Raw genomic sequence first — 19,897 nt, 5'->3', positions numbered from 1 at the left:
TAGAAAATTTCATATTTTATTAGTAAATTTGTTTTCATTCAAAACGACATAAAATCAAAACATATTAGAAGATGGCTGGTGTAAACAAAGTAATTTTATTAGGAAGATTGGGTTCAGACCCCGAAGTCCGCACGCTTCCGAGTGGTGGTAAAGTAGTAAACTTCAGCATTGCCACCTCAGAAAACTATACCAACAGAAATGGAGAAAGAGTAGAGCAAACAGAATGGCATAGAATAGAGTTGTGGGAGAATCTGGCGAATATCGCCGAACAATATCTGAAAAAAGGTGATATGGCCTATATTGAGGGAAAGATACGTACTGAGAAATGGACTGACCAGAATGGACAGGAGAAATATACAACACGTATTAGAGGCACAGCTATTCAGTTGTTAGGTGGTAGAAGCAGTACTGCCGAAGATAGCGACGCTGCGCCTTCGCAAGGTGGCAGCAATTTTGCACCTAAGACACCTCCTGTACCAACCCCTCCGCCTACTGAAATGGCCGGAGATGGGGCTGATGATTTACCGTTTTAAATAATCACCAATAAAAAAAGATAAGGGGCTCAAACTTTGAGCCCCCTATCTTTTTTATGCCGGTACCTTCTCGATTTTCTCTTTCAATTGCATCATCTCATCTCTGAAACGCGCTGCTTCCAGGAAGTCGAGTTCTTTGGCGGCACGTTCCATTTTCCTTTGTACTTCGTCGAGTAGTTTCTGCAGTTGCCCTTTATTCATATAGTTCACAACAGGGTCGGCTGCTATGCTGACTTCCTGTGGCTCAATATAGTAAGTCTTGGTGCTGTGTCGGCTGTCGGCAATAGAGGTTTGTTCCATAATTGCCTCTTTACTTTTAAACACGGTTTTTGGCACAATTCCGTTGGCTTCATTATAAGCCATTTGTATGGCCCGGCGTCTGTCGGTTTCTTCAATCGCTTTGGCCATAGAACCGGTTATGTTATCGGCATACATTAGTACTTTACCGTTTTCGTTACGGGCAGCACGGCCAATGGTTTGTATCAACGAGCGGATGTCGCGCAGGAATCCCTCTTTATCGGCATCCATAATAGCTACCAGCGATACCTCCGGCAAGTCGAGCCCTTCCCGTAAAAGGTTGACACCCACCAGCACATCAAACACACCGAGTCTGAGTTCTCGCAGAATTTCCACCCGCTCAAAAGTTTTCACTTCCGAGTGAATGTATCGGCCTTTGATACCCACTTTATCCAGATACCGGCTTAGTTCTTCCGCCATTCTTTTGGTAAGCGTAGTAATCAGTACCCGTTCTTTTTTTTCTACACGAATATGAATCTCTTCTAATAAATCATCAATCTGATTAATGCTCGGTCTCACCTCAATTTGTGGATCCAGTAGTCCGGTAGGGCGGATGATCTGTTCTACTACCACGCCTTCGGCTTTGCGTATTTCGTAATCGGCCGGGGTAGCACTTACGTAAATGGTCTGGCCTACCAGTTCTTCAAATTCCTGAAATTTCAACGGGCGGTTGTCCATAGCCGAGGGTAGACGGAAACCATACTCTACCAGAGATTCCTTACGAGAGCGGTCACCACCCCACATAGCCCGTATTTGGGGCATAGATGCATGGCTTTCGTCTACTACTAATATAAAGTCTTCTGGGAAATAATCCAGCAGGCAGAAAGGTCTTTGACCGGGCTGACGCCTGTCGAAAAACCTGGAATAGTTTTCAATGCCCGAGCAGTAGCCCAGTTCCCGCATCATTTCGAGGTCAAATTCGGTTCGTTCCTGTATGCGTTGTGCTTCGAGTCTCCGGCCATCTGACTCGAAATATTTAATCTGTTTTACCATTTCATCCTGAATCTCATGGATGGCGTTGTTCATTACATCCCGACCGGTTACGAACAGGTTAGCAGGGAAAATGGCAATCTGTTTTTCGGATGACAGCTTTTTGCCATTAGTCGGGTCAATCCGGTGAATCTCTTCAATTTCGTCGCCAAAGAAAATAAACCGATAGGCAAAATCAGCATAGCTTGGGTACAAGTCAACGGTATCACCCTTTACTCTGAAACTACCGCGTGTAAATTCGGCTTCGGTGCGGGAATAGAGAATCGATACCAGACGATATAAAAACTGATTACGACTGGCAATTTCTCCTACCTTTACCTGAATGATACTCTGCTTCATTTCATTAGGATTACCCGCACCATATATACAGGAAACAGAAGCTACCACGACGACGTCGCGCCGACCCGACATGAGGGAAGACACCGTTGAAAGCCTCAGTTTGTCAATTTCCTCATTAATCATGAGGTCCTTTTCAATATAAGTATTGGTAGTAGCAATATATGCCTCGGGCTGATAGTAGTCGTAGTAGCTGATGAAATACTCTACCGCGTTTTCTGGAAAGAACTGTTTAAACTCACCATATAGCTGCGCAGCCAGTGTTTTGTTGTGGCTTAGTATAAGTACAGGCCGGTCGAGCTGAGCAATTACATTGGCCACTGTAAATGTTTTACCGGAACCAGTAACACCCAGCAAAACCTGGGTTTCTTCACCGTTTCTCATTCCTTCTACCAGCTTCACAATGGCCTGCGGCTGGTCGCCGGTAGGTTGATAGTCTGAGGTTAGTTTGTATTGCATAAGTATGAATCTTGTCGGTATGCCTATCCAGTCAAAACAAAACTTTGATAGTTATAGTTTCGTGTTTTCCGATATTCAGAATTCGTAAAAGGTTTGTGGTATAATTGGTTAATATCAGGTTTCAGCAAAGATATAATTTGTCTGTGTTACGACAGGATAATTCATAGAATATAAAATTAACTCAGGTTCTGTACAGAAATCAGTATGAGATTTTGATGGAATTGTGTTTATTTTGCTGAAAAAACAAGTTTTATGAAGCCAGTTTACAAAGCACACCCTTGGCATGGTATTCCGGTTGGAGAAAAGGCCCCTGAAACAGTAACCACATTTATTGAGATTGTACCGTCTGACACCATTAAATATGAAATAGACAAAGAATCGGGTTACTTGAAAATAGATCGTCCTCAGAAATATTCAAATATTATCCCCTCATTGTATGGTTTCATACCTCAAACCTATTGTGGCGAAGAGGTGGCCAAACTGGCCCGTGAACGAGGTTCAAATAAAGTAACAGAGGGTGACGGTGACCCTTTGGATATTTGCGTGTTATCGAGCCACCATATTCCCCACGGTGATATTTTGCTGCAGGCTATACCCATCGGTGGGTTGTGTTTGTTAGATAAAGGCGAAGCCGACGATAAGATTATTGCCGTATTGGTAGCTGACCCTATTTATCAGAAATATCAGGATATCAGCGAGCTACCGGAGGCTATACTAGCTCGTTTGAAACACTATTTTCTTACTTACAAAAGCTTGCCGGACGAGAAAAACGCCATTGAGATATCGAACGTATATGGCAGAGAAGGAGCACATGAAGTAATCAGGAAATCGATGATGGACTACCGGGATTTGATTTTTAAGCCGATTTAATCGTAACAGTTAATAATTAATGATGAGGCATAACCCGATAAACGTTATGCCTCTTTTGTTTTATGTGTAGGGTACAATTTAGGAATCTCAATTAATTGTTGTAGCTTTGCACTTGATAATCAATAAATTACAGCAGTGATGCTGCAAACTCAATGAAGAATACAGAAAGACCTCCGAGACCAAGAAGGGAGGGTAAAGATAAACCGGTCTCTCCTAGTTCCGACAGACGTTCGGATAAAAAAAGCTACTCGGACGATAAACGTCCTTATGCCAGTAAGAAAGCTGACTTCTCAGCCAAACCGAAAAGCAATTTCCCCAAAAAAGAAGGATTCGAAAGAAGTTTCTCTGAGCCACGTTTCGGCGAAAAAAGACCATTTGGCGCTAAAAAACCATTTACAAGTGAACCGTCAGAACGCCCATTCTCGAAAAGAGAGGAAGGTGGTTTTGATAAAAAGCGTGCTTATGGCGATAGAAAACCGTCAACAGGTGATCGCCCTGAACGCCCATTTGCAAGAAGAGAGGAAGGTGGATTTGAGAAGAAGCGTGCTTACGGCGATAGAAAACCGTCAACCGGTGATCGCCCGGAACGCCCATTCGCGAGAAGAGAAGAAGGAGGATTTGAGAAGAAAAGTGCTTATGGTGATAAAAAACCATTTACCGGAGATCGCCCTGAACGCCCGTTCGCGAGAAGAGAAGAAGGCGGATTTGAGAAGAAAAGCGCTTATGGTGATAGAAAACCATTTACAGGTGATCGCCCTGAACGCCCATTTGCGAAAAGAGATGGAGGCGGATTTGAGAAGAAAAGCGCTTATGGTGATAGAAAACCATTTACAGGTGATCGCCCTGAACGCCCATTTGCGAAAAGAGATGGAGGCGGATTTGAGAAGAAAAGCGCTTATGGTGATAGAAAACCATTTACCGGAGATCGCCCTGAACGCCCATTCGTGAAAAGAGAAGAAGGCGGATTTGAGAAGAAAGGCGCTTATGGTGATAGAAAACCATTTACAGGAGATCGTCCGGAACGCCCATTCGCAAGAAGAGAGGAAGGCGGATTTGAGAAGAAAAGCACTTATGGTGATAGAAGACCGTCAACAGGAGATCGTCCTGAACGCCCGTTCGCAAGAAGAGAGGAAGGCGGATTTGAGAAGAAAGGCGCTTATGGCGATAGAAGACCGTCAACCGGAGATCGTCCTGAACGCCCATTCGTGAAAAGAGAAGAAGGCGATTTTACTGAAAAGAGATCATTTGACAGAGAGAAACCCCGATTTGACAATCGAGACGATAGACGTGAAGAAAGAGGTTATGGCAGAGGCGGTAAGGTAGAAAGAAAAGATAATCAGGCGACGTCTTCACCGTCAGCTGCGCCTAATTATAATCTTGAAAAAATGAAGAGCAAGCTGCCTGTGAGGGTTCAGAAAAAAGTGGCAGCTCAGGAAGAAAGGAAAACAGATGAGTCAATCAGGCTGAACCGCTACATATCTAATGCAGGTATTGCTTCGCGCCGTGATGCAGACGAACTGATTGCTTCAGGACAGATTACTGTTAACGGGAAAGAAATTATTGAAATGGGTTACAAAGTAAAGCCCAGCGACGTGGTGAAGTATGGAAAGAAAATACTGAACCGTGAAAAAATGGTTTATTTATTACTGAACAAACCCAAGGATTTCATTACCACTACAGAAGACCCGAACGAACGCAAAACCGTGATGGACTTAGTGGCGAATGCTTGCGAAGAACGAGTTTATCCGGTAGGGCGTTTGGATAGAAATACCACAGGTTTACTATTATTGACTAATGATGGCGAACTGGCTGAAAAATTGTCTCATCCTTCTAACGAAATAAGAAAAATTTATCAGGTTGAATTGGATAAACCGATCACTGACGAACACTTTGAGGAAATCAAAAATGGTGTTGAACTGGAAGACGGTTTTGTAAAACCAGACGACCTTGGTTTGGTAACACCAGATGCCGAAGTAGTGGGTATTGAGATTCATAGTGGTAAAAACCGGATTGTACGCCGTATTTTTGAAAATTTCGGATATGAAGTACTAAAACTGGACCGAACCACCTATGCAGGTTTGAACAAGAAAGATTTGCCGAGAGGTAAGTGGCGTTTCCTGACAGAGAAAGAGGTGATCAGATTAAAATATATGATATAACATAAGAAAAGTCTGATATCCGGCAAGCATTACCTGATCAGGAATACAGGCATTTTAATAAAACATAAGATTAATTCGGCTTTATAGCTTCTTTATTTGGGGCTTAAAGCCGATTTTTTTTCGCCTGCTGAAAATGATTTTACCATGCTTATTTAGTAAGTTTGAATCTGAAACGTTTTAATAAACGAATCATTTCTGTGCTCTTTCCTGATTATTCATAACCTTATTGCTCAATTAAATGGCTGCCTCTGCATTATCCGAACGGAGAAATAAAAGTCTCTACTTAGTTCCGTTTATAGTATTACCTGCATGCCTTATCGGGGCATATACCATGCACTATTTTAATATTCCGAAAAGCGTGTGGCTTGCCAATCTGATTGTTACAGGTTTGGGTATTTTAATTACTCAAGTTGTTCAAGTCAAACAGTATAACTTTAAAGCTTTTAATCTCTCGATGACCGCGGTTTTGTTAACGGCATTTCTTTCGCTCACTTTTTTTGATAAAGGGATGGAAGGCGTCCATCGTTGGGTTTTGGCAGGAGGTCTGAATTTAAATGCGGGCTTGATTACCTGCCCTATTTTCCTGATAATTGTTTTTTATCTGGGTGAGTCTCCCAAGTCTTTTTTATTGGCTGCAATAATAACCATTTTATTACTCTGTCAGCCTGATGCATCCCAGGTATCAGCATTTTCAATTCCGGCCTATATTTTGCTGTGGAATAATACCAAAAATAGTATTGTAAGGGTTTTGTTAATGCTCCTGACCCTAAGCTGCAATGCCTACGTATGGTTGAACCTTGACACACTGAAGCCAGTAAATTATGTGGAGAGCATTGTACAATTGGCAGGAATTATAAGTGCTTATTTGAAGTTGGCCGCAATCTTTTCTCTCGCTTTATTGCCTCTGCCGTTTTTTGTTCGGGCTGAAGGTAAATACAGACTACTGGCTGTTTCACTCGGTTTGTATTTTTCTATTAACCTGTGTTCGGCGTTTATCGGCCATTTCCCTATAATGATAATGGGCTATGGAATCTCACCCATTATTGGGTACTTTGTAGGGCTCAACTGGCTTTTGTTAACAATTCAGCATAAGTATGCCTTATAATAGTATAAATGGCTTCACTATACTGTTGGGTATTTTATTTGCTACCACTCAAAGAGATAAATACCTCTGATTATCCAAAAATTATTACATTTGCAAAAAAGTAGAGATATAGAATGAATTATAACCTAAGTCAAGTTCCTAAACGTACAGGTAAGCCCCGGGAGTCAGGTTTAACAATGGTGATGGATAAAGGGTTGAGTATCAGAGAGACAGAAGACATGCTGTCTATTTCTGCACCACATATTGACATCGTAAAACTAGGTTGGGCAACTTCCTTCGTAACACCAAATCTTAAGGATAAATTAAAAGTTTATAAAGATGCGGGTATTCCGGTTTACTTCGGCGGAACACTCTTTGAGGCGTTTGTAGTAAGAGACCAGTTTGAGGACTATCTGAGAGTATTGGATGAATTTAACTTAGAGTATTGTGAGGTTTCTGATGGCTCTATTGAAATTGCTCATGACGAAAAATGCGGATACATTACCCGTCTGGCCAAAAGAGCAAAGGTACTTTCGGAAGTGGGTTCAAAAGATGCAGAGAAGATTTTTGCTCCCTATAAATGGATTGAAATGATGCAGGCCGAGTTGGATGCGGGGGCATGGAAAGTGATTGGCGAGGCACGTGAAGGGGGTAACGTGGGTTTGTTCCGTAGTAGCGGTGAGGTGCGTCAGGGTTTGGTTGATGAGATTATTCATGCTATTCCGGCAGAGAAGATTATATGGGAAGCGCCACAGAAATCGCAACAGGTATATTTTGTAAAACTGGTAGGCCCTAATGTTAACGTAGGAAACATAGCGCCAAACGAGGTAATACCATTAGAGACCATCCGTTTAGGCTTAAGAGGTGATACTTTCGGTACATTCCTGACAGAAAAAACCAAAAAACGCTTCAAATTGGGTAAATACAGTAGCGACCGTCGCATTGCCCAGGATGAATAATTCCCTTCAATAAACAACACTTACGCTTATGGCGGAAGATACACTTTTATGGAAATCATACACTTTCTGATAGACTTATTGAAAGACCCGCTTTTAACATTACAGGGTTTTCTTGATAAATATGATACACTCACTTACGGTATTCTGTTTCTGATAGTTTTTGTTGAAACCGGCCTGATAATCATGCCTCTTTTACCGGGTGACTCTCTTCTTTTTGCGGCAGGCCTGCTGGCCTCGTCAACTGGGAAGCTGGATGTAACCATCATTATCCCGTTGCTTATTCTGGCTGCATTAATGGGAGATAACGTGAATTATCTGGTAGGTAAGAACTTCAGCAATTATATTAAGTCAAGAGATAAAATACTTTTTCTGAAACGCTCTTATATCACTCAAACTGAAGAGTTTTATGAGAAAAACGGGGGCAAAACTGTAATTTTAGCTCGTTTTATGCCTATCGTGCGTACCATTGCCCCCTTTGTAGCCGGTGCCGGAAGCATGAAATACCCGAAATATATCATGTTCTGTATTCTTGGGGCTATCTTGTGGGTAACTTCCATTACGCTTCTCGGATATTTTCTGGGCTCAAATGAATGGGTGAAATCCAACTTCGAAAAAGTTGTGTTAGGAATTGTTTTCATTTCGATTGCCCCTATGATATGGGCGATAATCAAAGCCAAATTTTTCAATAAAGCATAATGAATATCTTTGGACTGATAGGATATCCGCTCGGGCATTCCTTTTCGAAGAAATATTTTACCGAAAAGTTTGAACAGATGGGTATAGCACATAGCCATGCCTATGAGTTGTTCGAGCTTCCTGATATTGAGCAGTTCACTGATTTAATCAGTAACCAGCCTGATCTGAAAGGGCTTAATGTTACTATTCCACATAAACAGGCTGTCACGCCTTTTCTTGATGGTTTCGACGCCTCTGCCCTGAAAGTAGGAGCAGTGAATGTCATCAAGATTGCCGAAGACAGAAAACTGATTGGCTACAATTCTGATTATTACGGTTTCAAAACGTCTTTGGAAGAGTTCATACCCGCCAATGTTTCATTGAAAGCCCTTGTGTTAGGTAATGGTGGTGCTGCCAAGGCAGTAGTTGCTGCCCTGACAGATTTATCGATTCCGTTTAAGATAGTCTCCCGCTCGAAAACTGAAGATACACTGGGGTATGAAGATTTAAAAACAGAGATTGATAATTATCAGCTAATAATCAACTCTTCGCCTGTGGGCACCTACCCTAAGGCTGATATATGCCCTGATATTCCCTATGACCACTTGACTACCAATCATTATCTCTACGATCTGGTTTATAATCCGGTTCAAACTTTGTTTTTGCAAAAGGGAGAGGAACAGGGAGCTAAAACACATAACGGTTTAAAAATGCTGCATCTGCAGGCAGAAAAAGCCTGGGAGATATGGAATTCTTAGTTAAATACGCAGTCTTTCTGAAGCAACCCTTTGTTAAAAAATGGCATCTTGTAAACAGAGTGCATAATTTTAAGCAATTAAATTTTTCACATCAATGAATACAAAACTATCTTTTTTGATAATTTTCCTTTTCGGAATCGTTGTTTCAGTTTTTGCTGCTCCGAAAGATTTGGAGTTCAAAGAAACATCAATCGACAATGAGTTCGCCAGACTTGAGAAACTGGAGAAGTATCTGGCAGAACACCCTGAAGCAACTGTTGAAACAGTTAAGAAGGATAATCCTGAATTATTGAATGGACTGGAGCTGATTACGACTACCGAAACGAATTTTCTGACAATTAAGGATATGCCTGTTGTGGGTGGTTTCTGGTGGGGTTGTTGCCTGGGCATTGTGGGTTTGGGTCTGGTTTATTTGATAACTGAAAATGATCATGATGAAGTTAGAAAAGCACTTTGGGGATGTATTATTTCTACTGTGTTGTGGGGTATAGGTGGTCTGTGGGATCCATTCGGCTGGTTCTGATTTGTTGAAAGAACATTTATAAAATACAAAGACGCCGCAAAGTTTTCGTAGCTTTGTGGCGTCTTTACTTTTAATAACATTTATGAAATTTAAGAAGCACGTTTTTATTTGTACCAACGACAAAGAGGCTCCGAAGAAATCCTGCGGGAGTGTACATGGTATGGAATTGGTTGAAGCCTTCAAGGCATCTTTAAAAGAGAGAGGTTTGCATCTGGATATCAGAGCACAGAAATCGGGTTGTCTGGATGCCTGTGCCTTTGGGCCATCAATGGTGGTGTATCCGGAAGGGGTATGGTATGGCAATGTACAACTGACAGATGTAGAAGAAATTGTTGAAAGCCATTTGGTTAATGACCAACCGGTAGATCGTCTGTCGCTGAAATTTCCTGCAAAGGCATAAGATCCAATTATGTATAAGCATCTATTTTTTGATCTGGATCATACACTTTGGGATTTTGAGAAAAATTCCAGGGAATCGTTGGCTGAATTATATGAAAGCTTCGGATTGAAATCTTCGAATATTGCAGAACTGAGTGTTTTTCAGCGCGAGTTTTCGATAGTAAACAGACGTTACTGGACAATGCTGGAAACAAACCAGATTACGCATGAAGAACTGCGTCGTCGTCGTTTCAGGGATACGCTGGTTAATCTGGGAGTAGAAGCAGATGAACAATTCGGCTTACAATTAAATGAGGCGTTTCTGGAATTACTGCCGCAGAAATCGCACCTGATAGAGGGAACTCTTGAAATACTTGATTTTCTGGCGCCTAACTATGAATTGCATATTATCAGCAACGGCTGGCAGGATGTGCAGGCAAGAAAGATAAAAAGCTCAAAAATTGAGCATTACTTTGGTGAAGTAATTACCAACGAAAGAGCTGAAGCCCGCAAGCCTGACAAAAGAATTTTTGACTATGCGGTTCAGGTTACTAAAGCAAGGCTTGAAGATAGCATTATGATTGGTGACAATTATGAGGCCGATATTCTTGGCGCCATCAACGCCCGTATGGATTCAGTGTTTTATAATCCGGATAGCCTATCGGCTGCACAAAAACCTACCTTTGAAATTAAGAAGCTGATAGAGCTGAAAGAGATTTTATAGATACGCAAGGCCTGGGAGTATTTATTGACCCGAAACTACCAACTAACGATGTATCGGAAAAATACAATTAGTATATAATACGGCAGCAGTATCGGAACAGGATGAAATAAAGAAGTCTGTTCTGATCCGAGATTCAGGAGTCGAGTACCATTTTTTTTCTTATCAGATTATTTTTTTGAGTTTTATTTAGAAGAATCTGTCTCACCGATAACCCTGATAAGCATTTTGTGGAAGATTTACCCCTTCTGAAACTGACGCTTTTCCCCACAAAAACAATGTAATATTATGCAAGCATAATGCATTGATTTTCAGATTGTTATTAAAAAGTGATTAAACAAAATGGTATAAGGCATTTTTCGGTTTTTATTTGGTATAGAACAATAAACTCCGAATATCATTTGGTTTGTTAACAAATTATTAACTAAAATTTTGTGCCAAACTCTTGACAGGAATCATTTTTATTCTCTATCTTTAACCATTCAAAAAAAATCTTCAGAATTTAAACACAGTATATACAATATGATATAAACCTCTACGTTAACTAAATTGAAATACAGAAATGGGAAAAATCCAAGTTAGCGATAGTGAACTAGTATCATTGTATATCCGCGGTAACGAAAAGGCTTTTGCCACACTTGTACAACGTTATAAGTCTAAAGTCTATACTACCATTTACCTTGTTGTTAAAGATCAGTATGTAGCAGAAGATTTGCTACAGGACACTTTTATCAAAGCAGTAGAAGTATTGCGCGAAGGAAAGTACAACGAAGAAGGTAAATTTCTTCCATGGGTATTAAGAATAGCTCACAATTTGGCAATTGACTATTTCCGTAGAGAGAAACGCTACCCTAGCGTAGTGTTTGAAGACGGAAGCAGTGTATTTAACACCCTCGAGTTTGCCGAAGATTCTATTGAGTCGATGCAAATCAAGAGAGAGTCTCATGAGCACCTAAGAGATTTGATTAAACGTCTTCCTGACCAGCAGCGCGAAGTGCTTGTGATGCGTCATTATGACGACATGAGTTTTCAGGAAATCGCAGATGCTACTGGTGTAAGTATCAACACAGCGTTAGGCAGAATGCGTTATGCTCTCATCAACCTTAGAAAAATGATGAGTAAAACCGCATATGCTTATGATACAAACCTTTACCAATACGCAAAATGATGTAATTCGCTATTTGTATAACGAGACATCGGGTCAGGAAAACACAATGATTGAAGGCACTATGCTTCATGATGCTGAGTTACTTGACTTCTATCTTGATTGTGCAGATATTAAATTAGGATTAGACCAGATTCAACTCTCGCCTTCAGAAAAAGCAATTGACAAGATTTTAGATTTCTCTAGAAATTACCAGCCCAAAATTTGATTTTGGGCTTTTTGCATTATGGCAAGCCGGTCTTAAACCCGAAATGTCACTGAGGCGTTTAGTAAATCTTTAAATGATTCATTACCTTTGGTTTTTTAACGAATTAAAGGTAAGATGTCTGTTATTATATCTCCCATAGCCGAAAGCCTGCAGCATTATCTGGCGCAGAAAGATTATTCAAAGATCATCGTTCTGACCGATACCAACACCAAAAGATACTGCTACCCATTTATCAAGAATTCTTTACCAAAGCATACCCTTATTACGGTAAAGAACGGTGAAGAGCATAAAAACCTGAGCACTTGTGAACAGATATGGTCGGCCATGACCAATGCAGAACTAGATCGGCATGCCCTGATGATAAACCTCGGCGGAGGAGTAACAGGCGACATGGGTGGTTTTTGTGCTGCTACCTATAAACGTGGCATAGACTTTATTCAGATTCCTACCACACTGTTGGCACAGGTAGATGCCAGTGTAGGAGGGAAGCTGGGGATAGATTTTCATGGATTCAAAAATCATCTGGGAGTTTTCACCTTGCCTAAGGCGGTTTTGATAGACCCGTTGTTTCTTGAAACGCTTTCTGAAAGAGAAAAACGCTCGGGCTTTGCCGAAATTATCAAGCATTGTCTCATACAGGATGGAGAGAAATGGAATGAAATAAGAAATAAAGATTTAGACCAACAGAACTTGCCAGAACTGATAGCGCATTCGGTTGAAATCAAGAAAAAAGTGGTGGAACAAGACCCGACAGAGAAAGGATTGCGTAAAATTCTGAACTTCGGACACACACTTGGACACGCAGTAGAGACCTATTTTTTAGATAAAGGCAAAAAAAAGCTGCTTCATGGAGAAGCCATTGCAACCGGAATGCTCTGTGAGTCGTATATAGCTTTTGAAAGGAATTTGCTTCATGAGAAAACATTAGCACAGATTGAAGAGTTTATATTTTCGGTGTATGGCAAAGTGCCTGTAAAAGCAGATGATTTTGAGGCAATTATTAAACACACACAGCAAGACAAAAAGAATAAAGGTAAAGAAATACGTTTCTCATTAATTAATGGTGCCGGCAGTTGTTTGTATGATATTGCAGTATCGAAAAACGAGATGAAAAGAGCTTTGGAATACTATGTGAACTGATGGGATAGTTTTTTAGAAGCAATACTGCAAAGACGCGGGTAAACGTATGACATTAGAGCGGAAGGTGATGATTGAGCACTTAAACTTAACTTGACTTTTAATAAAACACGCAGTATATTTGGTGAGCATCCGCTCAACAGCTACGTGAGATTGTTTATTAAGTATTTAGTTCAAAGCTTTATTTAACTGAAAATAATCTAATCTGTATGTCGTATGAAAAAATTGTATTTGCTCTCTGCTCTTGTGGCCTTAGGCTTCGCCTTTTCAGGTTGTAATTCTCTGAAATTACTGGTAGATAATGATTATAGCTATGAAACTGACTTTACTAAGTACAGAACCTACAACTTTTTAAATTGTGAGATCGACACCTCTTTTGTTTGTACCGAAATTCAGGATGCTATCCGTCGGCAAATGAAAGCACGCGGTTATAAAGTAACCGACAAAGAACCTGGTTTATTGGTTAGCTACAGTATTATTCGTGATCGGGTGGATTACAAAGGATATTTCCAGCCTGCTTTAGACCGCTGGGTGAATCATTTTGACGAAGACGATACTTATAAAGCACAGAATTTCCATTTTGGCGGTGGCATGATTCTGGTATCGTTGCTTGATGCCGAAAGCAGCCGTTTAATCTGGAGAGGATATGCCTCGGGTGTATTTAACAAAAATGTTAATAAGCCTATTAACTATTATAGAAGTGTGGTAAGAAATATTTTTGACCAGTATCCGCTTTTTGCCGCCGGAGAAAAACCACGCAAAATACAGGAACTCTAAGGAACAGCTATTTGATGCTTTGCTTCAGGAAATGCACAAAAACGCAGTTTATTTGTTAAATTTGCCATCGATCAGGCCAAAGAAGATTTGTAAAATATTATATCATTAAAATGAGGAATGAGTCCCATTCCTCATTTTTACGTTTATTCAGATGCTTACAGTTTACGGAATACCCAATTGCGACACGATTAAGAAAACATTAGACTGGCTGAAAGCCAATAACATTGCCTACCAGTTTCATGACTACCGGAAAGAAGGCATCAGCGCTGAAAAATTGAAGACCTGGATAGAACAGGCATCTTTCGAAAAAGTGTTTAATAAAGCCAGTACTACGTTTAAAGAATTGCCCGAAGATGTAAAAAACACTATAGGCGATGAAACGAAGGCTATTCAACTGATGACCGAGAATACCTCTATCATTAAGCGCCCGGTTATTGAAGACGGTAATAAAGTTGTGGCCGTCGGTTTCAAGCCGGATCAGTATAAAACCATTTTTGCCACTAACCTCTAAGCGCTTCTACGGCTTTCTTTAATATTCTAACGGCATCTTCGGTCTCTTTCTCGTTCATACCTGCAAACCCCATGCGGCAGGCATTGAGCTCAGGGTTTTCGTCTGCATAGGTTTGTCCGTTGGCCAGATAGAGCCCCTGCACAGCTACTTTTTCTGAAAGGGCCGCCAGTGAAACACCAGAACCAAATTTAGCCCAGATGGCCATCCCACCGTCAGGAATCTTAAAATCGATGTTATCTCCCAATGACTCTTTTAATAGAGCGCAGGTGAAATCCCGCCGTTCTCTATATACTTTAAGGGCTTTGGTTGTGTAGCGTTTCAAATCCCCGTTTTCAAGCATATCTGCCAGGCAGTATTCCAGAACCGAATCGTTCTGCCGATCAATCACGCGCCTGAGTCGGGTCATTTCGTCAATAATGGTTTCATGAGCCGCCACATATCCTACCCGGAAAGTGGGTGCAATTTGTTTAGTAAACGAGCCCAGATAAACTACCCAACCGTATCTATCGGCACTTGCCAGTGGCAGAATAGGCGCGTTGGCATAATGGTAATCGTAATCATAATCGTCTTCCACAATAAAAAACTGATATTTTTCTGCCAGTGCTAATAGTTTCAGGCGTCTTTCAGGTTTCAGCGTAACAGTGGTAGGGTGATAGTGATGTGAGGTGACGTAAACCAGTTTTACTTTTTCGGTTTGACAAATTTCTTCAATGGCATCTACCTGCAGGCCGTCATCATCCACAGGTATTGTAATCAGGCGGGCTCCCAATTGTCTGAATGTGTAATTGGTTGCCCTGTAATTTAACTCACCCACAACGGCTGTATCACCATCCTGAAGCAGAGTCATACCGGCGAGATAAATACCCATCTGGCTCCCGCGGGTACTAACAATATGCTTGTCGGTTACCTGTATACCCCGGGTTTCGTTTAGGTACCGTGCCAGAATTGTGCGGAAACGTATACTTCCCTGTGGGTGAGTGTATCCCATTTCCATCGAATCTGCATAGCGTATATAGTGGGCGTAGAGCCTGGCCCATTCTTCTCTTGGGGCAAGTCGCACGTCCGGTAATCCATCGTTAAAAGCAAGCCTTTGATTGATACTGGGAGGCAGAGGTATACGTCTGTGTACATTCAGTCGGCTTTTCAGTACATTGTCAATCTCCTTTTTTGTGATATCTGTCGCCAGCTTCGCGGGTTGCAGCGTTGGCAATTTCCCTGCAACGAATGTTCCTTTTTGTGGAATGGTCTCAACCCAGTTCTGCGACAGCAACTCATCATAGGCTGCAATTACCGTTTTGCGGTGTACCTGTAGCAATTCAGCCATTTGCCGTGTGCCAGGCAATGGCGTATTTGTTGGCAGAATGCCGGCCTGTATATTTTTGATTACAGCGTTGGCAATTTGTATGTATACCGGGATAGACACTGACTTGTCGAAACTGATAAGGCTTTTAAAAGGTATTTTCATCTGGACTACCTGATTGTGAGAAAATGGATGAGTATGGTAATCCAGTAAAGGTATAGATTTGCAGCATTAATCGCTATTATCTTTTTACTATTATGTATCCGATAACACCAAATACCAAAATCAGTCGCTCTGCTAAAAGAGGGGTTTATGACGAAGAGACCATTTACAAAATTCTTGACGAAGGACTTTTGTGCCACATTGCCTATGTGCAAGAGGGACAACCCATGATGATACCGACAGGATACTGCCGCATGGGCAATAAAATATATATTCATGGTTCGGTGGGAAGCCATTTTATGAGAAACCTGGCCGATGGCCGAAGGGTTTGCCTGACGGTCTCTTTTCTTGATGGTTTAGTGCTGGCACGTTCTGCTTTTAGTCATTCGGTCAATTATCGTTCAGTAGTCCTTTTTAGTGCGGCTACGCTGGTAACCGACGAACAGGAACGTTGGGATGCGCTGGAAGCATTCACGAATCAGGTTATACCAGGGCGTTGGGAGGAGGTAAGGCAGCCTAACACAAAAGAAATGAAAGCCACGATGGTAATTTCGTTTGATATAGAGGAGGTATCTGCCAAGGTAAGAACCGGTAACCCCAATGATGATGAAGACGATTTACAATGGCCGGTATGGGCAGGAGTGCTGCCATTGAGCCAACAGGCGCATCAACCGATACCTGACCCTAAAATGACACAGGAAATACCCGTTCCTGACTATGTGCTGAATTATAAGAGGTAATTCTAGGAAACCAAAGAGAGTGTCTAAAAAGTATTTCGAGCCAAATAATATTTGCCAGAAAACCCCATCCCGACCTTCCCCAACAATGGGGAAGGAGTTAAGAGTCTCTCTCCCCACTGTTGGGGAGAGAGATTAGAGAGTGGGGTTGTTGTTTGACACCTTCTTTTTGAGTAATTTAACAAAGTATTTAAATTCCATATTTCTCCACTCTTCTGTACAATGCCTGGCGCGTCAGACCCATCTCCCGAGCGGCTTCTGTTATATTACCGTTAAACTTCTTCAGCGTTTTGATAATCAGCATTTTTTCCATTTCATCCAGCTGGAATGTTTGCTCGAAAGACGGCATCGAATCCTGTTGTTTTTCGAATGGATGTCCTTCAAAGAAATCTTCCGGTTGAAGTACATTACCCTGGCACAAGATGGCAGCCCTCTCAATGGCATGCTGCAATTCGCGCACATTGCCCGGCCATTGGTAGCGCTGCAGTTGTTTAATCAGTGCAGCACTTATGCTGCTTACCGGACGGTTGTATTTTTTCCTGTAAACTTTAAGGAAATGCTCAGCCAATGGCAGTATGTCTTCAATCCTTTCACGCAAGGGTGGAAGTTTGACTTCTATGGTATTGATACGGTAGAGTAAATCCTGACGGAAAGTTCGTTGCGCTACGCGGGCATGAATTGGCTCGTTGGTAGCACAAATAAGACGAACATCAATACTTTTCGATTTGTTCGCCCCCACTTTGGTTACACTGCGGTTCTGCAAAACGGTCAATAGCTTTGCCTGTAGTGGCAAAGGAATGTTCCCGATTTCGTCAAGGAATATGGTGCCTCCGTTAGCTTCTTCAAAGCGTCCCAAGCGGTCTTCGCGGGCGTCGGTAAAAGCGCCTTTCACATGGCCGAATAATTCGCTTTCAAACAGAGATTCAGAAATAGAGCCCAGATCGGCATGCACAAAGGGACTTTCGGAACGATCCGATTTCTCGTGTATCGCGCGGGCTATCACATCTTTCCCGGTTCCATTTTCACCCAAAATCAGAATGTTGGCATCAGTAGCTGCTACCCTGTCTATGGTTTCGAAGATTTTCTGCATGGCAGGGCTTTTGCCAATAATCTCAACTTTCCCTTCGGTCTTGCGCTTCACAGTCGGGGTTTTACCGGTGCGTTGCTCTCTGATTTCAAGAGCCGACTGCATGGTTGCCAGCAGTTTTTCGTTTTCCCAGGGTTTCAGTACAAAATCGGAGGCACCGACTTTAATGGCACGTACGGCCATTTCCACATCTCCGTAGGCAGTAAACAGTACCACCGAAGCTTTAGGGTCAATATCAAGTATCCGGTCGAGCCATTCAAAACCCTCTTTTCCGGTGTTCACATCTCGTGTGAAGTTCATATCCAGTAAGATAACGTCATAGTCGCCGTTAGAAACTAAAAACGGAATCCGTTCCGGATTTTTTTCAATATCAACTTGAGTAAAATGTCTTTTCAGGAATAATTTGGCAGCACTTAGTACATCTACGTCATCGTCAATTATCAATAGTTTTGACATAATTCGAGTTCAGATTAGAATATCAGGTAGTTTTATGCATTTTACGACAAAAATTATTCCGTTCAAAGGATAAATTTGCGAGGGCTAAGATAACTAATTGATAATAAACTGATTATTTTTTTTTGATATTTTAATGGTTTGGGGGTATTCGTCCGTGAGCGTACAAGCATTGTCCGTTTTCGGACAATTTTAAAGAGTATTTATTTTGTAAATTACTGATAATCAGTTGTTTGAAATATTTGGCACACATTGTGAATTAAAGGATAACAGATTTAAATCGCAATTAATCAATTAAACTAACAGTCACTGCGGCAATTTGCCAGAAACAAATTGTACGGCAATTTTAAAGAATACAATGGACAAGCAGATTAAAAAGAAATTCTGGAATAGACAACGCATCTTGTTAACCGTCGGTGGAGTATTATTTGCTTCATTCGCAGCTTACAGTTTACTTTTTGCTGACAGACGCTCGACCCTGAATGCCGAAAAAGATAAAATGACTATTTCGCAAGTAGCCAATGGTAATTTCGATGAGTTTATAGTTGTAACAGGCGTAGTGTTGCCTTTAAGAATTATTCGTCTGGATGCCATCGTAGGAGGTTATGTAAAGGAAAAAGTTGTGGACGGCGGAAACGTAGTGAAACAAGGACAGATCATATTAAAATTAGAGAATCAGAACTTAAAGCTTAATTTCTTACAGTCAGAAACAGAAGCGAGCCGACTGGTGAACGACTTACAAAATACCCGCCAACGTTTGAGAGTAGAGAAGTTTACGATTCGTAAAAATATGTCAGACCTTGATTTCTTAACCGATCAGGCCAGAGATTTATATGAAAGAAATAGGAAACTCTATACCGACAAGGTAATTCCGGAAGCTGACTATCTGAAAGCAAAACGTGATTACGATAAGCTGGTAAGCCAGAAAGAAATTGACATAGAGTCGCAAAAATATCAGGAAGAAAATGCCGCGATGCAAATTAAACAACTGGAAGGTACTTTGGAGCGTACACAGAAAAACGTACAATTGTGGCGTGAAACGCTTGAAAATCTGGTTGTGAAAGCACCGGTTGCGGGTCTGTTGTCGTCAATTGATGTGGAGGTAGGTTCGAATATCAGCCAGGGACAAAACATTGGGCAGATTGACGACTTAAATGGTTTTAAATTGCGTGTAGATGTAGATGAGCATTATCTTGCAAGAATTTTTGCAGGCTTATCAGGTTCGTTTGAATTTAACGGAAAAGAATATCCTCTGGAGATTACGAAGATTTATCCTGAAATAAAAAGCGGACGCTTTCAGGTAGATATGATTTTCGTCAAAGGTGTACCTGAAGGAATCAAAAGAGGCCAGTCGTCACCTATTCGCCTGGAATTAGGCAAAGCTACTAAAGCCGTACTTTTACCGGTAGGCGGATTCTTCTCTGACACAGGTGGAAACTGGGTGTATGTGTTGGATAAATCAGGTACAAAAGCAATAAAACGTAAAATTACCCTGGGCCGTAAAAACCCTGAGTACTTTGAAGTATTGGAAGGTCTGGAAGTAGGTGAGCGCGTAATTACTTCATCGTACGAAAACTTCGGTGATAATGAAGTACTTCAGTTGAAATAATATAAAGAA

The 19,897-nt window shown here is 41.3% G+C and carries 20 protein-coding genes; 17 read left to right on the top strand and 3 right to left on the bottom strand.

All coding sequences use genetic code 11. The features are described from left to right. The first annotated feature begins 71 nt into the window (after window positions 1-71). Entirely contained in the window at window positions 72-533 is a 462-nt protein-coding gene (locus tag AC1RRY_RS10665; protein ID WP_492821022.1) for a single-stranded DNA-binding protein, read from the top strand. Window positions 534-587: 54 nt separating this feature from the next. Here AC1RRY_RS10665 and uvrB read toward each other — a convergent pair whose 3' ends face one another. Next, window positions 588-2,615 carry an excinuclease ABC subunit UvrB gene (gene uvrB, locus AC1RRY_RS10660; protein WP_492821024.1) on the bottom strand — a complete coding sequence of 676 codons (2,028 nt, stop codon included), beginning with the start codon at window positions 2,613-2,615 and terminating at the stop codon, window positions 588-590. A 252-nt stretch (window positions 2,616-2,867) separates the two neighbouring features. Here uvrB and AC1RRY_RS10655 point away from each other — a divergent pair, with 252 nt between their 5' ends. From AC1RRY_RS10655 to AC1RRY_RS10590, 14 genes are all read left to right on the top strand, one after another. Continuing rightward, window positions 2,868-3,485 (top strand): inorganic pyrophosphatase, encoded by a 618-nt coding sequence (locus AC1RRY_RS10655; protein ID WP_492821026.1) that lies wholly within the window; start codon window positions 2,868-2,870, stop codon window positions 3,483-3,485. A gap of 152 nt (window positions 3,486-3,637) precedes the next feature. Beyond that, window positions 3,638-5,644 carry a pseudouridine synthase gene (locus AC1RRY_RS10650; protein WP_492892877.1) on the top strand — a complete coding sequence of 669 codons (2,007 nt, stop codon included), beginning with the start codon at window positions 3,638-3,640 and terminating at the stop codon, window positions 5,642-5,644. Between the two features lie 331 nt (window positions 5,645-5,975). After that, entirely contained in the window at window positions 5,976-6,749 is a 774-nt protein-coding gene (locus AC1RRY_RS10645) for a hypothetical protein (RefSeq protein ID WP_492821030.1), read from the top strand. 113 nt (window positions 6,750-6,862) lie between these two features. Next, a complete protein-coding gene (locus tag AC1RRY_RS10640; protein WP_492821032.1) occupies window positions 6,863-7,687 on the top strand; it encodes a phosphosulfolactate synthase in 825 nt (274 codons plus the stop codon). Window positions 7,688-7,735: 48 nt separating this feature from the next. Continuing rightward, a complete protein-coding gene (locus AC1RRY_RS10635) occupies window positions 7,736-8,383 on the top strand; it encodes a VTT domain-containing protein (RefSeq protein WP_492821034.1) in 648 nt (215 codons plus the stop codon). Continuing rightward, on the top strand, window positions 8,383-9,120 hold the full coding sequence (locus AC1RRY_RS10630) for a shikimate dehydrogenase family protein (protein ID WP_492821036.1): 738 nt from the start codon (window positions 8,383-8,385) through the stop codon (window positions 9,118-9,120). The genes AC1RRY_RS10635 and AC1RRY_RS10630 overlap by 1 nt, the downstream gene beginning before the upstream one ends. Window positions 9,121-9,214: 94 nt before the next feature. After that, window positions 9,215-9,643: a hypothetical protein gene (locus AC1RRY_RS10625; RefSeq protein ID WP_492821038.1), complete on the top strand. Its 429-nt coding sequence runs from the start codon at window positions 9,215-9,217 to the stop codon at window positions 9,641-9,643. Between the two features lie 82 nt (window positions 9,644-9,725). Continuing rightward, window positions 9,726-10,043: a (2Fe-2S) ferredoxin domain-containing protein gene (locus AC1RRY_RS10620; protein ID WP_492821040.1), complete on the top strand. Its 318-nt coding sequence runs from the start codon at window positions 9,726-9,728 to the stop codon at window positions 10,041-10,043. Between the two features lie 9 nt (window positions 10,044-10,052). Continuing rightward, on the top strand, window positions 10,053-10,745 hold the full coding sequence (locus AC1RRY_RS10615; protein WP_492821042.1) for a YjjG family noncanonical pyrimidine nucleotidase: 693 nt from the start codon (window positions 10,053-10,055) through the stop codon (window positions 10,743-10,745). A gap of 559 nt (window positions 10,746-11,304) precedes the next feature. Continuing rightward, window positions 11,305-11,910 (top strand): RNA polymerase sigma factor, encoded by a 606-nt coding sequence (locus tag AC1RRY_RS10610; protein WP_337044707.1) that lies wholly within the window; start codon window positions 11,305-11,307, stop codon window positions 11,908-11,910. Further along, window positions 11,879-12,115 carry a hypothetical protein gene (locus tag AC1RRY_RS10605; protein WP_492821044.1) on the top strand — a complete coding sequence of 79 codons (237 nt, stop codon included), beginning with the start codon at window positions 11,879-11,881 and terminating at the stop codon, window positions 12,113-12,115. Before AC1RRY_RS10610 ends, AC1RRY_RS10605 begins: the two co-directional genes overlap by 32 nt. A 114-nt stretch (window positions 12,116-12,229) precedes the next feature. Further along, window positions 12,230-13,255 (top strand): 3-dehydroquinate synthase, encoded by a 1,026-nt coding sequence (gene aroB, locus AC1RRY_RS10600; RefSeq protein ID WP_492821046.1) that lies wholly within the window; start codon window positions 12,230-12,232, stop codon window positions 13,253-13,255. A 213-nt stretch (window positions 13,256-13,468) separates the two neighbouring features. Beyond that, window positions 13,469-14,029, top strand: a complete 561-nt coding sequence (locus tag AC1RRY_RS10595) for a DUF4136 domain-containing protein (RefSeq protein ID WP_492821048.1) — start codon at window positions 13,469-13,471, stop codon at window positions 14,027-14,029. A 151-nt stretch (window positions 14,030-14,180) separates the two neighbouring features. Next, entirely contained in the window at window positions 14,181-14,540 is a 360-nt protein-coding gene (locus tag AC1RRY_RS10590) for an ArsC family reductase (RefSeq protein ID WP_492821050.1), read from the top strand. On the opposite strand, the gene AC1RRY_RS10585 is transcribed toward AC1RRY_RS10590, so the two are convergent. Beyond that, window positions 14,530-16,005, bottom strand: coding sequence for an aminotransferase-like domain-containing protein (locus tag AC1RRY_RS10585; RefSeq protein WP_492821052.1), 1,476 nt, complete (start codon window positions 16,003-16,005; stop codon window positions 14,530-14,532). The two genes, AC1RRY_RS10590 and AC1RRY_RS10585, sit on opposite strands and share 11 nt — an antisense overlap. 92 nt (window positions 16,006-16,097) lie before the next feature. On the opposite strand from AC1RRY_RS10585, the gene AC1RRY_RS10580 reads away from it, so the two are divergent. Beyond that, entirely contained in the window at window positions 16,098-16,742 is a 645-nt protein-coding gene (locus AC1RRY_RS10580) for a pyridoxamine 5'-phosphate oxidase family protein (protein ID WP_492821054.1), read from the top strand. Between the two features lie 187 nt (window positions 16,743-16,929). Here the strand turns inward: AC1RRY_RS10580 and AC1RRY_RS10575 are convergent, their stop codons facing one another. Continuing rightward, complete coding sequence (locus AC1RRY_RS10575) at window positions 16,930-18,282, bottom strand: sigma-54-dependent transcriptional regulator (RefSeq protein ID WP_492821056.1); 1,353 nt, start codon at window positions 18,280-18,282, stop codon at window positions 16,930-16,932. A 355-nt stretch (window positions 18,283-18,637) separates the two neighbouring features. Here AC1RRY_RS10575 and AC1RRY_RS10570 point away from each other — a divergent pair, with 355 nt between their 5' ends. Then, a complete protein-coding gene (locus tag AC1RRY_RS10570) occupies window positions 18,638-19,888 on the top strand; it encodes an efflux RND transporter periplasmic adaptor subunit (RefSeq protein ID WP_492821058.1) in 1,251 nt (416 codons plus the stop codon). The last annotated feature ends 9 nt before the right edge of the window (window positions 19,889-19,897 follow it).

The organism is Emticicia sp. GW821-FHT11C11 (assembly GCF_058808615.1).
This window is presented reverse-complemented; position numbering and strand designations above follow the sequence as displayed.